Annotated in this window: 12 protein-coding genes; 10 read left to right on the top strand and 2 right to left on the bottom strand. The window is 66.5% G+C overall.

Annotated elements, in window-relative coordinates; genetic code table 11:
• The first annotated feature begins 128 nt into the window (after positions 1-128).
• Genes MTR66_RS08640 through MTR66_RS08605 form a run of 8 tightly spaced genes read left to right on the top strand, consistent with a single transcriptional unit; the run spans position 129 to position 8,640 of the window.
• Positions 129-674 (top strand): thermostable hemolysin, encoded by a 546-nt coding sequence (locus tag MTR66_RS08640; protein WP_243919808.1) that lies wholly within the window; start codon positions 129-131, stop codon positions 672-674.
• Positions 671-2,707, top strand: coding sequence for an AMP-binding protein (locus MTR66_RS08635; RefSeq protein WP_243919806.1), 2,037 nt, complete (start codon positions 671-673; stop codon positions 2,705-2,707). The genes MTR66_RS08640 and MTR66_RS08635 overlap by 4 nt, the downstream gene beginning before the upstream one ends.
• Positions 2,694-3,449, top strand: coding sequence for an SDR family NAD(P)-dependent oxidoreductase (locus MTR66_RS08630; RefSeq protein ID WP_243919804.1), 756 nt, complete (start codon positions 2,694-2,696; stop codon positions 3,447-3,449). The genes MTR66_RS08635 and MTR66_RS08630 overlap by 14 nt, the downstream gene beginning before the upstream one ends.
• A 30-nt stretch (positions 3,450-3,479) precedes the next feature.
• Positions 3,480-4,124: a tetratricopeptide repeat protein gene (locus MTR66_RS08625; protein WP_243919802.1), complete on the top strand. Its 645-nt coding sequence runs from the start codon at positions 3,480-3,482 to the stop codon at positions 4,122-4,124.
• Between the two features lie 16 nt (positions 4,125-4,140).
• The gene (locus MTR66_RS08620; protein ID WP_243919800.1) at positions 4,141-4,752 is read left to right on the top strand and encodes a class I SAM-dependent methyltransferase; all 612 of its coding nucleotides are present in this window, start codon (positions 4,141-4,143) and stop codon (positions 4,750-4,752) included.
• Between the two features lie 21 nt (positions 4,753-4,773).
• Entirely contained in the window at positions 4,774-5,406 is a 633-nt protein-coding gene (locus MTR66_RS08615) for an RNA polymerase sigma factor (RefSeq protein WP_243919798.1), read from the top strand.
• Positions 5,403-6,380, top strand: coding sequence for a FecR family protein (locus MTR66_RS08610; protein ID WP_243919797.1), 978 nt, complete (start codon positions 5,403-5,405; stop codon positions 6,378-6,380). The genes MTR66_RS08615 and MTR66_RS08610 overlap by 4 nt, the downstream gene beginning before the upstream one ends.
• A complete protein-coding gene (locus MTR66_RS08605; RefSeq protein WP_243919796.1) occupies positions 6,310-8,640 on the top strand; it encodes a TonB-dependent receptor in 2,331 nt (776 codons plus the stop codon). The genes MTR66_RS08610 and MTR66_RS08605 overlap by 71 nt, the downstream gene beginning before the upstream one ends.
• Before the next feature lie 30 nt (positions 8,641-8,670).
• Here MTR66_RS08605 and MTR66_RS08600 read toward each other — a convergent pair whose 3' ends face one another.
• Positions 8,671-9,816 (bottom strand): sulfotransferase family protein, encoded by a 1,146-nt coding sequence (locus MTR66_RS08600; protein WP_243919795.1) that lies wholly within the window; start codon positions 9,814-9,816, stop codon positions 8,671-8,673.
• 231 nt (positions 9,817-10,047) lie between these two features.
• On the opposite strand from MTR66_RS08600, the gene MTR66_RS08595 reads away from it, so the two are divergent.
• On the top strand, positions 10,048-10,482 hold the full coding sequence (locus MTR66_RS08595; protein WP_243919794.1) for a nuclear transport factor 2 family protein: 435 nt from the start codon (positions 10,048-10,050) through the stop codon (positions 10,480-10,482).
• Positions 10,483-10,485: 3 nt separating this feature from the next.
• The gene (locus MTR66_RS08590; RefSeq protein ID WP_243919793.1) at positions 10,486-11,097 is read left to right on the top strand and encodes a methyltransferase domain-containing protein; all 612 of its coding nucleotides are present in this window, start codon (positions 10,486-10,488) and stop codon (positions 11,095-11,097) included.
• A gap of 106 nt (positions 11,098-11,203) precedes the next feature.
• On the opposite strand, the gene MTR66_RS08585 is transcribed toward MTR66_RS08590, so the two are convergent.
• Positions 11,204-14,698 (bottom strand): autotransporter domain-containing protein, encoded by a 3,495-nt coding sequence (locus MTR66_RS08585; protein WP_243919792.1) that lies wholly within the window; start codon positions 14,696-14,698, stop codon positions 11,204-11,206.
• Positions 14,699-14,726: the final 28 nt, after the last annotated feature.

Below are 14,726 nucleotides of genomic sequence, written 5' to 3'. Positions count from 1 at the left end.
GCAGCGAAGGGTTAATTTCGCTTTATCGCGGGCCGGACCCGGTGCGTGTTGCGAAAAAATCTTCGCGTTCGCAACTGCGGAGCCCGGGCGCCTGTGCCGTCGTCTGCTTGAAACCGCAGGAGACGTGCATGTCTGACAGTCCCGAATTCCAACTGGTGCGCAGGCGCTTCATGGAGGTGCATGGCGCATGCGTGCGGCCGGCTTTCGGAAGCTACAGCCAGATCGAACGCGCCGATCTGCCCCGCGCCGCGATGGGCTTCCGGCGGGCGGACAGCGAACCGTTGTTTCTGGAGCGCTATCTCGATGCACCGGTGGAGCAGGCTGTCTCCGCCGCCCTCGGCAGGCCGGTGGCGCGCGGCAGCATTATCGAGATCGGCAATCTGGCCGCGGACGATGCCTTTTCCATGATCGAGCTGTGGGGCAGCGCCGCCAACGATCTGGGGGCGGACTGCGAAGTCGCGGTTGCGACCCTGACGGCGCCGCTGCGCGCGATGTTCGCGCGGATCGGCGTGCCGCTGGCCGTGCTGGCTCCGGCTGTGGCCGAACGGGCGGACGAGCCGGACGAATGGGGCCGCTATTACGCCAGCGATCCGCAAGTCTGCGCCGGTGTCATCGCGCAGGGTCAGGCGGCGATTGCCCGGTTCCTCGCCCGCCGCCGGAGGGCCGCGGCATGAACGGTCTGCTTGCCGTCATTCAGGACCATGCCCTGACGCACCCGCGCGCCATCGCGCTCGATCCGGTGACGGCTCCGCCCGTTACATGGGAGGAACTGGCCGACAGGGTCGCGGACAAGGCTTACGGCCTGCGGCTGTCCGTAAGCGCCGCAAAACCGCATGTGCTGAGCCTCGATCACGGCGTGGACGCCGCCATTGCCGAGCTGGCCTTGCTCGAAGCCCGCATTCCCGTGCTCTCTCTGCCTGCGTTCTTCACGCCGGAGCAGGTGCAGCATGCCGTTGCCGCCAGTGGCGCCGGGGCCGCAAGGCCTTCGGCGGCACAGCCCGCGCCGTCCCCACTTCCCCGTGGGACGGCGCGGGTCACTTTTACCTCGGGTTCGACCGGCACGCCCAAGGGCGTGTGCCTCTCTGCCCCGCAGATGCTGGCCGTGGCGGCCTCGGTGGTGGAAGCCGTGGGCGCCGAGCATGCCGGGCGCCACTGCGCGCTGCTGCCGCCGGGTATTCTGCTCGAAACCGTCGCCGGGTTCTTCGCCACGGTGCTGGCGGGCGGGACGTATGTTTGCCCGCCGCAGGCCGAAGTGGGCCTCGCCGATCCCTTCCGTCCGGACTTCGTGGCGATGGTTCAGAAACTGGCGGCGTGGGAGATCACTTCGCTGATCCTGGTGCCCGAATATCTGGCCGGGCTGGTCACAGTGATGGAGAAGACCGGGATCACCCTGCCGTGCCTCACGCTGGTTGCCGTAGGCGGCGCGCGGGTGCCTGCCGAACTGCTCGCCCGCGCTCGCGCATTGGGGCTGCCGGTGCGGCAGGGCTATGGCCTGACCGAGTGCGCCTCCGTGGTCTCTCTGGAAAGCGCGGATGAGGATGCGCCGGGTTCCGCCGGGCGGCCGCTCGCACACATGAAGGCCCGGATCGCGCCCGATGGCGAGATCGTGCTGGAAGGCGAGATGTTTCTCGGCACCATCGGCGAGCCGCGCGATGCGGGGCCGCTTTTTACCGGCGATATCGGCCGGGTCGACGATCAGGGCCGCCTCTGGGTAGAGGGTCGCAAGTCGGCCCTGATCGTCACTTCCTTTGGCCGCAATATCTCGCCCGAATGGGTGGAGGCGGAATTGACCGCGCAGAGAGATATCCTGCAGGCCATGGTCCATGGCGACGGGTTGCCCGCGCCCGAAGCGCTGCTGGTGCCCGCGCGGCCCGGTGCCGATCTCGCCGCGGCGGTGGCGGCGGCCAACGAAGGGCTGCCCGCCTATGCCCGCATCGCCAAGTGGCGCGAAGTGGCGCCGTTCACGCCGATGAACGGGCAACTGACCGGCAATGGCCGTCTGCGCCGCAAGGCCATCGCGGCGATGTGGCTGGAGGGGGCGCCTCGTTTTTTCGACGAACTGGAAGCGGCCACCGTCCGCGAACGGCTGGGCTTCCTCGCGATCCCGCAAGTGCGCGCCGGGCTGGCGGGCACGATCTCGCGCCGGATGTATATCGATTATCTGCGGCAGGCCTGGCACCATGTGCGCCACACCGTGCCGCTGATGCAGGCGGCGCGCGCGCGCCTGCTCGACCGGCCGGACCTGCTGGCCGCGCTCGATGAATATATCGAGGAAGAGACCGGCCACGAGGAGTGGATTCTCGCCGACATCGCGGCGGCGGGCGGCGATGCCGATGCGGCGCGCGTCAGCGATCCGGCGCCTGCGACGAAGGCGATGGTGGATCACGCCTACCGCTGCATCGAAGAGGGCAATCCGGCCTCGTTCTTCGGCATGGTCTATGTGCTCGAAAGCGTCAGCGTCGCCATTGCCCAGCGCGGGGCAAGCGCGGTGGCGGAAAATCTCGGCCTGCCGCCCGAGGCGTTTACCTATCTGACCTCGCACGGCGCGCTCGATCAGGATCACATGGCCTTCTACGCCGATCTGGTGAACGGGCTGGCGCGCGAGGAAGACCGCGCCGCGATCCTTACCATGGCGCGCGAGATGTTCGGCCTGTTCGGCGGCGTCTTCGCCTCCATCGCCATGGAGGACCAGCATGTCCCCGCTTGAAGGAAAGCGCGTTGCCATCACCGGCGCGGCAGGCGGCATCGGCACGCCGGTGGCGCGGATGCTGCGCGAGGCCGGGGCCTATGTCATCGGAATAGACCGGACGGAATGCAATGCCTGCGACAGCAGCATCGTCACCGACTTGTCCGACGATACGCAGCTTGCCGCGCTGGCGGAGCGGCTCTCGGGCGAATGCCCGGACGTGCTGGTGAACATCGCCGGGGTCATGCGCTTCGGCCTGCACGAGGATCAGCCGATCGAGGCGCTGGCGCTGTGCTACCGCGTGAACCTGCTGGTGCCTGCGGTGCTGGCGCGTGCCGTGGCAGCGCCGATGCGGGTGCGGGGCAGCGGGCAGATCGTCAATATCGGCTCGGTGCTGGGCTCCATCCCCTACCCCTGGTTCGCTGCCTATTCGAGCAGCAAGGCGGGCCTTGCCGCGCTGAGCCAGAGCCTGCGGCGCGAGCTGATGGGCACGGGCGTTGCCGTCACCCACATCAATCCGCGCGCGGCGCGCACCGCGTTCAACAACAGCGAAGTGAACCGTTTCCTGGAAGTGACCGGGATGAAGGCGGATGCCCCCGAATGGGTCGCCGCCCGCATCGTCGCCGCCGTCGCGGCGCGCCGCGAAACCGTAAGCATCGGCGCGATGGAGCGCATCTATGCCGCGCTCAACGCGATCTCGCCGAAACTGATCGACAATGGCCTTGCCGGACAGATCCGCAAGGCGCGCGCCGAGTTCTGCTGAACCGGCCAACCCCGAGAGGAGACCATTCCCATGATCAAGCGTGTTCTGCTGGGCAGCGTCCTGGCCCCGGTTCTGGTTGCCGCCATGCCCGCCATGGCCCTGGCCGACATGGCCAGCGACGTGAAGGCCGTGAATGACGGCTGGGCGCATATTTCCTACGAAGTGAAGGGCTCCAGCACCCAGACCAAGGCGCTCGACAAGCTGGCGAAGCAGGCGGCGGCGGTTGTCGCGCGCTATCCCGGCAAGGCCGAGCCGCTGGTGTGGCAGGGGATCATCGTCAGCGAACAGGCGAACCGCGCCAACTTCTTCCACAAGCTGGGGCTGGCGACGAAAGCGCGCAAGATTCTGGAAAAAGCCTATGCCATCGATCCCAAGGCGGCCGATGGCGGCGGGGCGATGAGCCTGGGCGTGCTCTACTTCAAGGTGCCAGGATCGCCGCTGGCCTGGGGGGATGACGACAAGGCGGGCAAGCTGCTCAAGCAGGCGCTGGCGGAAGATCCCAACGGGCTCGATGCCAATTACTTCTACGGCGATTACCTGCTTGAACAGGGCGACAAGGCCGGGGCGAAGGCCCATCTGCAAAAGGCCCTGCGCGCGCCGCACGATCCCGGCCGCCCGGTGTGGGATGCGGGGCGCCGCCGTGAGGTCAGGGCCCTGCTCGCCAAGGCGGGCTGATCGCCTGACGCGGCTCATGTTTGCCCGGAAACTGGCGCAGCAGCTTGCGCGCCCCAGCGGCATGGCCGGGCGGTTGCTCGGCAATGCCATGGATGTGGTCAACCGCAAGCCGCTCGCCCTTGCCGTGGACATGCTGGCACCCGCGCCGGGGGAGACGATCCTCGACGCGGGCTGCGGCACGGGCGCGGCCATGGCGGCAATGCTCGCCCGTGCGCGGTGCCATGTCACCGGCGTGGACGCTTCGGAAACGATGCTGGCCGCGGCCCGGCGCAAGCTGGGGGCGCAGGCGGTCTGCATGAATGTGCCGCTGGAAGACCTGCCGTTCGCCGATGCCAGCTTCGATGCGGTGCTGGCGCTCAATGTGCTTTACTTCAACGATGCGGAAAACCGGATGCTGCGTTCCCTGCGCCGCGTGCTGCGCCCGGGCGGGCGTCTTGTCGCTTATGTGACCGATCGTGGCAGCATGGCGGGCTGGTCCTTCACGCGCGAAGGCCTGCACCGCCTTTACGATGCGGGTGCCTTGCAAGAGGCGCTTGCGGCGTCAGGGTTTGCCTGCGAGGGCGGCAAGGTGCATGAGGTGCCGATCACGCGCTCGGTCAGGGGTCTGTTTGCCTGCGCCCAGCGTTAAATGCCGGGAGCAGGCTGGAGGATGGAGTCTGAAGAGTACGGGGATGCCAATGGGCTGGCGGGGCTGCTCGATATGCACCGCGCGGACCTGTTGCGGTTCCTGACGGCACGATGCGGTTCGCCCGATGAGGCAGAAGACATCGTGCAGGAAATGTGGATCAAAGTATCCGGGCAGGCCGGCGGACCTATTACCAACGGGCCGATCGCCAACGGGCGGGCCTACCTGTTCCGCATGGCGAACAACCTCGTGCTCGACCGGGCACGAGGCCGCCGCCGGTCCATGCAGCGCGAGCGCAATTGGCTCGAAGCCGAAGGCGGCGGCGTTGCCCACATGCCCGAGGACCGCACCGACCCTGGCGAACCGGCGGACGAGATCATTTCCCGCGAACAGGAAGCGCAAGTGCTGCGCGATGCCATCGCGGCCTTGCCCGAGGGCGCGCAGCGTGCCTTGCGGCTCTATCGCTTCGAAGAGATGGGGCAGAAGGAAATCGCTGAAGTTATGGGGATAAGCCGCAGTGGCGTGGAAAAACACCTCGCATTGGCCATGAAACGGCTGCGCGAGGCGCTTGTCGGCTGCGGAGCCTTCGACGCGGCGGCGTCTATGGGGTACGGGGAAAGAAGCGGAGGGAAACCGCGCATGGAACAGGGACAATGAAGAGCGCAGACGATCAGATCCTGGACGAAGCGGCCCGCTGGCACATCGCCAGCGGGGACGACGCCATGGACTGGGACGCCTTCACGCAATGGCTGGAGGCTGATCCCCGTCATGCCGCCGCCTATGACGAAGTCGCGCTGACCGACGGTCTGTTGCAGGAACACCGCGCCGATCTGGACGCTGTGGCGGAAAGTTCCGCTGAGCTGCCCGCCGGGGCTGAGGATAGCTCTGGCGAAGGGGCGGACATCATCCGTCCGGCTTTCGGCAAGCGCCTGCGCTGGGCCGGGTTCGCGATTGCCGCCACGCTGGCGGCGGTGCTGGCCATTCCGCAGTTCATGGTGCCTGCCGCGCAAGTCTACGAAACCACAGGCGCCGCGCGCGAGATCGCGCTGGAGGATGGCTCTACCATCATGCTCGCACCGCGCAGCAGTCTGACGGTGGAAGGCCGCCATCAGGACCAGATGGCGCTTTCCGGCGGCGCGCTGTTCGATATCCGGCACGATCCGGACCGGCAGCTTACGATTAGCGCTGGCGGGCTGCAGATCAGCGATATCGGCACGCGCTTCGATGTGCAGGCGCAGGACAAGCGCGTGCGGGTTTCCGTCGTGGAAGGCAAAGTGGAAGTCCGTTCCGATAGCCTGGCCGCGCCTGTGCGGCTGGCGGCGGGCAAGGGCCTGTCTTATGACGCCGCGGCTGGCACGGCGGCTGTCGCTCCGGTGCGGGCGGAAGATGTCGGAGCCTGGCGCAGTGGCCGTTTGTCTTATGATGATGCGCCTTTGGCACTGGTCGCGGCCGACCTGCGCCGCTATGCGGGGGTGGAAGTGGCGGTGCCGGACGCGTTGCGCGGCCGGCGGTTTTCGGGGACCCTGGTAATTAGCGATGGCGATGCGGCACTCCGCGATCTTGCGCAGGTCATGGGTCTGCGTCTCAGCGGCAGCGCTGGCGCTTGGCGTCTGGAGCAGCCCGCCCGCTGAGGCGCGTGACGGCGCCCGCCATTCGATCGATATCCGTGCAGGAACGCTGAGCGGCGCGATTGCCGAACTGTCGCGCGAGGAACGGGTCTCGATCGGCGCGGAAGGTGCGCTTCCGCAAGTCCGCACGCCGCGCGTCCACGGCACCATGACCATCGGCGAAGCCTTGCAGCGGCTGCTGGCCGGAACGGGCTATGTGGCGCGCCGGGTGGGCGGCACGGCATGGCGGATTGAACCCGCGCCGGCGGCGGCCCCGCCGCCCGTGCCTGCCGCACCGCCGCCCGAGCCTCCGCCGGTTCCGATTCTGGTGACGGCCACCAAGCAGCCGCTCGATCTGCTGTCGCTGCCCGCCGCCGTGTCGGTGGCCCAACTGGACGAGGCCGAGCGGCAGGATCCCGGCAGCGACAGCACGACGGTATCCTCCCAGCTCGAAGGGCTGGCGCTCACCTCGCTGGGGCCGGGCCGCAACCGCATGTTCCTGCGCGGCATTGCCGACAGCGCGTTCAGCGGGGAAAGCCAGTCGACCGTGGCGGTCGTGCTCGATGAGGCGCGCCTCACCTATTCCGCGCCCGATCCCGATATCCGCCTTGTCGATATCGAGCGCGTAGAGGTGCTGAAAGGCCCGCAGGGATCGCTCTACGGCACCGGCGCGTTGGGCGGGATCTACCGGCTCGTTTCGCATCCGGCGGACCTTGATGCGGCCAGCCTGACCCTGTCCGGCGGAAGCAGCACCGCGATCCATGGCGATGCGGGCTATTCGGGATCGGTGGTCGCCAATCTGCCGGTGGTCCGGGGCACTGCCGGGGTGCGGCTTGTCGGGTATCGATCAAAGGAGCCGGGCTGGATCGATACCGGGCCCCGGCATGACAGCAATTCCACCAGCGTCAGCGGCTTGCGGGCCACGGCCGGGCTGGTTCCGGCGGCGGGCTGGCGGCTGGACCTGACCGGTTTCGGCCAGTGGCTGGAAGCACGGGACAGCAGCTACGTCTATGCGCCCGGCTCCTATTCGCGCCCGGCCCAGAACGCGGAGCCGCATGACAATGACTTGCGCCACCTCGCCGGGCGGCTGACCGGCGGGATCGGCGCCATCGACCTGCTGCTGGCCAGCGCGATGACATGGCACAATGTGGATGACCGCCTCGATGCCACCATCGGCGCGGAAAGCCTTGGGCTCGACAACCCGCAAACGCTGTTCAAAAAGCGCCGCTTCCGCGTCTGGGATAACGACCTGCGGCTGCGCGGGGATCTGGGGGCGCTGGGCTGGCTGGCCGGGCTGTCGCATCTCGAAGCGCGTCAGGTGTTCGTGGACACGCTTGAAGGAACGCAGGGCGAGCAACTGATCGCCGATGACGACCGGCGCGTCAGCCACGATACCGCCGCCTATTTCGATCTCACGCTGCCGGTGACGGCAACGCTGTCGCTCGATGGCGGGGCGCGGCTGTTCGCTTCGTCGGTGCGCGAAACGCGGCAGGTGCTGTCCGGCCCGGTTTCCCGCTCGCAGCACAAGGCGGGCATGACGCCCAGCCTGGCTGTGGCCTGGCAGCCCAATGCGGACCGGCTGATCTATCTGCGCTATGGCTCCGCATTCCGGCAGGGCGGGTCGGATATCAACGGCGGCGGCAGCATAGAGTCGCTGAAAGGCGATGAACTGGCCTCCATCGAGGCAGGCTGGCGGGAGCGGCTGCCGGGCGGGGGGCATTTCGAACTGAGCGCGTGGTATACCCGCTGGGAGGATGTCCAGTCCGACGTGCTCGATGACTCCGGCCTTATCGAAACGGCGAATGCCGGGAATGCGCGGATCATCGGGATAGAGGGATCGTTGGGGCTGGTGCTGGCGCCCCGGTGGCGTCTTGATGCTGGCGCCAATTATACCAGCGCGCTGCTGACGCGCAGTGCATTGGGATTCGAACTGCATGACCGGCACTTGCCCGTGGTGCCCGAATATACGGTGCGCGGGGCGTTGCGGCACGATTTCGCGCTTGGCCCTGCCGATGCCTGGGCCCGGGTGAGCCTGCGGTATATCGGCCCTTCGCGGATGAGCTTCGATCCCGATCTCGACCGCAGGATGGGCAATCTGCTGGAAAGCACGGTAGAGGTTCACGCCGCGCTCGGTTCCTGGAACCTTGGTTTGCAGGCGCAGAACCTCTTTGCGAACAAGGGCAACACTTTCGCGTTCGGCAATCCCTTCCGTTACCGCACGGAGCGGCAATACACGCCGCAGCGGCCGCTGACGGTCAGCTTGATGGTGTCCCGCGCGTTCTGACCGCGAAAGGCCCGGCGCGCCGGGCCTGCGTCAGCGCTTCACGGGAATTTGATAGCGCTCGATGTACTCGGCGAACGTCTTGTGCACGCCCTCGCGCGAGAGGCCGTAGCGTTCCAGCGAATATTCGTGCTTGCCGTGTTTGCCCTTGGGATTGGCGTCCATATAGGCGTGCATGGCGGCTTCGGCCTCGGCCGTGAAGGGTTCGCCGAAGTGTTCGTAGATCGCGCGGACCTGGCCGATCGGGTCCTTCACCACATCGGCATACTGGATATCGAGGATCGAATCCGGCCCGTGCTGCGCGCGGAAGGCATCCTGCCGTTCGATCATGATCTGGAACGTCTCGATGAACTGTTCGCCGATGCGCTGCAGATCAACATCGTCCGAATAGATCTTGCGCACATTCTCGATCAGGCTGCCGATCGATCCCAGCACGTCGGCGGGATCGCGGTGGGTCATCACCAGCTGCGCATCGGGATAGACCTCTTTCAGCGCGGGCAGGTAGAGCGGGTGCCACGGGTTCTTCAGCGTCCAGCGCCCGCCGGTGTTTGCCTGCAGCATCTGCAGGTAGCGCTTGTGAAAGCGGAAGGCGGGCAGATAGTCCGCCTTGTGCAGGAACCATTCGCGGTAGCCCGGGACATCTGCCTGCGATTCATAGACCTGCGAGCAGAACGAAGGCGTCATCAGGAACTGGCACTCGGTCGGGCTGTCCGCCTCCTCGAAGTGGATTGCGGCGATCTGGGGCATGTATTGCAGCGCCATCTTGGTCTGCGCGTCCATCTTTTCCCAGCGCGGGCCTGCATGCAGCTCGTCCGGGCGCGCGGGCGGCACCGGTTCCTGCGATTCCCAGCGCAGAAAGGAACGGCGCGCCGGATCGGAGGCCAGCAGGTTGATCACCAGCGTGGTGCCGGTGCGCGGCAGGCCGAAGACGAACATCGGCTTTTCGACCGGCGCGTCGAGCAAGTCCGGGTGCCGGGCCAGCCAATCCTCGATCTGCATGCGGATCGCCATCCACTTGACCAGATCGCCATGGGCCATCTGCGCGCCGCGTTCGCTGAAATGCGCTTCGGAAGCATAGGACTTCAGCAGGACTTCCAGACCTTCGAGGATGGCCGGATCGCCGAAACCGGTCAGCCCGGTCTGGGCCTGCGCGGCCTTGATCACGTCGTCTACGGTCATGCTCTGGCATCCTCATCCGCTGTCTTGTCGCTGCTGCTCATGAAAGCGCTCCCGGGCGATTGCAAGATGGCGCCTGCTTGTTCAAACTGGACCGGAGCTGCCGCGGCGAGTGGGGTGGAAAAGGCGTGAAATCATGCAGTTGAGTGAATTTTGGGATGCTTTTGCGACCGGCAGCGCCAGCCGTCCGGGCCGAGGTATCGTAGATGCGATGGTCCGGCGGGGCGGCCGGGCATGAGCGAGGCGCTGGAAACCCGTCTGGACCGGCTGGAGGCACAGGCCGCGATTGCGGGCCTCATCCATGTCTACGCACAGGCCGTGCGCCGGGACGAGCCGGAGAAAGTGGCCGCGCTGTTCGTGCCCGAAGGGACGTTCGAAGTGCGCTCCGGCCATCCGGACAAGGCTGAATTTACTGTGCGCACCCGGTTCGAAAGCCCCGGGGCGCTGGTAACCTTTCTCGTCAGCCAGAAGGGCGGCCCGCATCCGGTTCCGCTGATCCACAACCTGATGATCGCGGTGGAAGGCGACCGGGCCACGGCCAATGCGATGATGGCCGCGCCGGTCTATGGCACGGACAAGGAAGTGCTGGGCGAATACCACGACAGTTTCGAGCGCCGCGGCGGTCAATGGCTGTTCAGCGCGCGCATCTACACCGTCTACGCGGGGTGAGCCGTGACGGAGGACCGCGTCGCGGACACGGTGATCGATGTCTACCGGCGCCATGGTCCGGCCTGGGCGCGGCTTCGCGGAGACCGGTGCACTGAACAGCGATGGTTTGGCCGGTTCTGCGATCTTCTGCCTGAGGGTGCGAGCGTGCTCGACATCGGTTGCGGTTCGGGCAAGCCTCTGGCGCGGGAACTGGTCCGGCGCGGGTTTGCCGTGACCGGCGTGGATGCGGCGCCGGAGATGCTCGCCTTGTTCCGCCGCAACCTGCCGGACACGCCGGCGTGCCTGGCCGATATGCGCGAACTGGCTCTCGGGCAAAGGTTCGCGGGATTGCTGGCCTGGGACAGTTTCTTTCACTTGCGCCCGGACGATCAGCGCAAGATGTTCAGGCGGTTTCAGGATCATGCGGCGCCGGGCGCGGCCTTGATGTTTACCAGTGGTCCCTCCGAAGGCTGCGCCATCGGCGATATGGAGGGCGAACCCCTTTACCACGGCAGTCTTGGCCCGGAAGAATACCGCAGCTTGTTGCAGGCATGCGGCTTCGAGGTCGCAGGCCATGCCGCGGAGGATCCGGAAGCGGGGAAGCGAACCGTCTGGCTCGCGCGCCAGACCGGGTGATCCGGGGCAGCGCCAGGACAGAAAAAGGGCGCGGAGAAGATGTCCCCCGCGCCCTTTCAATGCCCGTGCCGGGGCCAGCCGCAGCGCGGCTGGCCTTTAACCGGCCTTAGAACTGGATCGATACCGAGCCGCGGTAGGACTGGTAGTTGATGTCCGAGCGGCCCACCGTGGTTTCGGCGACGATGCCGATCGAAACCTTGCCGGTGGTGCTGATCCCGGCGCCGACTTCGCCCCAGGTCTGATCGTCCGAAGGCAAGGCGAAGTAGGCATCGCGGCCCACGCCGCCAACGAAGTTCGCGCCGAAGAGCGCGGGCTTGTCCTTGAAGTCGTGGACGAAGGTGCCGATCACGTGCGGCTTGATCTTGCCCTTGCCTTCGATCCGCAGGCTCGCGCGCGCCTGCAGGCTTTCGTAGGCGTCCATGTTGTAGCGCAGCGCCGGGCCGGAACCGGATTCGGCGTAACGGTCGAATTCGATCCTGGCGTAGTTCAAGGCCACACGCGGCGTGACCATCACGGCCGGGCTGAGGGCCAGCGCATCGCTTACGCCGACTTCGCTCGAATACGTGAAGGGCTGCTCCTTGGCCGAAAGATCCCAGGTCGATGATCCGGACGCCACCGAGCGCGCCGTCTTGAGATCGAACGTGCCTGCATTGATCTGCGCGTCGATGCCGATGCCGCTGGACCAGCGCTGCGCGCCGTAAAAGCTGAGCTGGAACAGATTGCCCTTCGCCGAACGCCCCGGGTAGCCCGGATCGCCCTTCATCCTGGTCCACGAGGCTGCCACGCCGAAGAAGCCATCGTCACCGATCGCCTTCTCGAAACCGGCGGACAGGTAATAGCCGTCGAAGTCATCCTTGGCATAGGGCGAGGCTGAAGGGGCACCGTCGCTGTCGCCGTTGATGTAGCCACCGGCGAAGAAGGCGCTCATGTCGTCGGGAAGGGCCCCTTCGACCGAACGGTCCGGAGCACCGGCCGCGGCGGCGGCCATCGTGCCCAGCGAGGATACGCTGCTCATGCCCATGGTCGCCAGAACGCCGCCCGGCGCCCCGTAGTAGGCGATGCTGCCGCCTTCGGTTCCTTCCGAAACCTTTGCAAGACGGTCGCGGATGAAGCGGTTGCTGGTTTCCATGGCCGCCGTGCCCATCGCCTGCATCAGCGGCTGCACGCGCGGCGCCCAGCTTTCGAGCGTCGGCTGAAGCTCCGCCGTCAGCAGCATGTCGGTGGGGCCGTAGAGGTCCGCGTATTGGTCATACTGCGTGCGGTTCCGGTCCAGCAGCCCGGCAAAGGCGGCCTGGATCTGCGAATTGCTGTCCACCGCGTTTGAGTAGAGTCCGGCCTGGACAGTAACGGTCACGCCCGAGCCGGTATAAGTGAAGGCGGGCGAGAGGACCGCGCTGATGGCGCTCGCCGTATCGAATGTGCCCTGAATGCCGCCCTCGGCGTTGAGGAACGTATAGGTATCGCCTTCGCGGACGGTTTCTCCGGCGATCGGGGTAAACACGATCGCGCCGCCAAGGCTGGCGATGCCGTCTTCCGGAACCACGGCGGCTTGCCCGGCTTCGCCGGTTCCCGCGCCATCGCCGGCATAGCGTGTGGCGTTGACCCGGATGAGGTCGGACACGCCGCCCGCGCCGATATTGACGAGATACGTGCTGCCCGACGTCAGGATGAGGTTGCCGTTGAAGGTCAGCGTTCCTGCCGCGTCCGTCCCGCCCGGTGCGATCACGCCTTCCAGGTTGGTGAAGAAGGGCGTGTTGATCGTGCCGCTGCCCTGCAGGCCGCCGGTCATCAGGAAGTAGTCGCCCAGGGTAGTGAGCGTGCCATCAACGCGCATCATGCCGGCAAGCTGGTTGACGGCCATCAGGCTGGTCAGCGAGCCGCCCGCCTTGATGTCGAGCGCGGCAGCGGGGCCTCCCAGCGTGAAGCGGTCGATCGTGACTTCGCTTGAAAGCGTGGTGGTGCCAGCGGCCGATAGCGTGACATCGTAATAGCGCGGCGCAGTGCCCGCCGTGCGGTCGCCTGCGGTGTTGCCGGGCGTGAAGCCGGTGGCGCCGGGCAGGCCATTGTCTATGCTGGGCGCGGGCAGGGCCTGCGCCACGGCTTCGCCGTCCTGTGCCGCGAGTTCGGGACTAAGGCCCGCCAGCGAGGTTACGCCCTTGTTGTTGGAGGCATTGCCGCTTCCTGACACCACCGTTCCGTCAACGATCACATCGCCGTTGCCCATATCCTGGCAGATGTCGTCGCCGCTGAGTTCCCACTGGAAACAGGCCTGGCCGAACGTGCCGTCGTTGCCGTTCACACCCTGGCCGGGCGTGGAGGGCAGGCCGTTCACCAGATTGCCGTTCTCGTCGATGACCTTGTAGGCCGGATCGAGCGTAGTGACCCAGTGCTCGGGATCTTCCCAGGCGCCGTCCCCTTCCTTCGCCGCGACGTAGCGGTAGGGATTGTTGGCAACGATCCAGTCCCAGTAGAGATAGAGCGGTTGATAGAACGAGGCCGTGCCATAGCTGTTCGGCCCCTGCGGCGGGTTCCCAAAGAACGTGGTGTAGCCGCCCGACAGCGTGCCGATCACCACCGGCGTATCGAACGTATCGTCCAGAATCAGCGGACCGCCGGAATCGCCGCCTGCCGTGTTGCCCTCGTTGGGCAGGCCTTCGTCCTTCCAGGCGTTGAAATCGAAGATGTTCTCGCGCGCCGGATCGTCGAAGTCGATCCAGTAGAGGTTCTGCGGGTAGGTCGTGCTGTCGCCGCCGAACTGGAAATTCTCGAACTGGTCGAGGCTGGCGAGGCCGCCCAGCATGTTTTCGGCGACGCGGCGGCGGAAATCGATGCCGTTGACCGAGCCGTCAGTCCCTTCGCCGTTGCGGCCATAGCCGGTGAGCGTGACGTGATAGCCCGTGCCGGTCACGTCATCGATCGCGTCCGGTGCGGGAAGCTGGGAGAACAGCAGGGCCCAGGTCGGGATGCCTTCAGCGGGCGTGTCCAGCGAAGCGACGGCGACGTCGCTGTAAAGAAAGCTGACGGCATCGGGTTCCAGCGAGCCGGGGTGATAGTTCACATAGTCGGCGTTGTAGAACGCATTGGCAGCATCCGAGCCGTAGCCGCTGGCAAACCAGCTCCGCAAACCCGCCAGGTTGTCGTTGGAGAATCCGAAGCCGATGGGGGTGCCGCCGGTGGCCGCGCCATAATCGCCCGGAGCCTCTTCGTTCACGCAGTGGGCAGCGAAGACGACCGTGCGTGGATTGATCAGCGTGGCCGTGCAGATGCCGACGAAACCGTTCTGCTGGTCGATGATCATCTGGCCGACGCCGTTGATGTCGGTGGGATCGACGCTGCTGCCGCTGGTGCCGGGATCGGCGATCACGATCTGCGGGACGGGGGCGGCCGGGGCGATGCTGACGCGCTGCGGCGATGGCTGTGTAACCGATACCGCGCCGCCGCTGGCACCGCCGCTCTGGGCTTCCAGATAGGCGTTGCTCGGATACTCCGGGCCATAGCTTTGCGCATGGGCCTGGACGGAAAGAAGCGAAAGTGTAGCTGCCGAGCCAAGGAGCGCAATGCGCTGGCGCGACGGGAGCTTGCGTTGACGTGCGTTCTTCATGTGTCCCCCTAGGACTATGAAAGCAGCG

The sequence above is a fragment of the Novosphingobium beihaiense genome, from assembly GCF_022832375.1.
Taxonomy (GTDB): domain Bacteria; phylum Pseudomonadota; class Alphaproteobacteria; order Sphingomonadales; family Sphingomonadaceae; genus Novosphingobium; species Novosphingobium beihaiensis.
The sequence above is the reverse complement of the archived record's forward strand: the minus strand, read 5'-3'. Positions and strand labels throughout refer to the sequence as shown.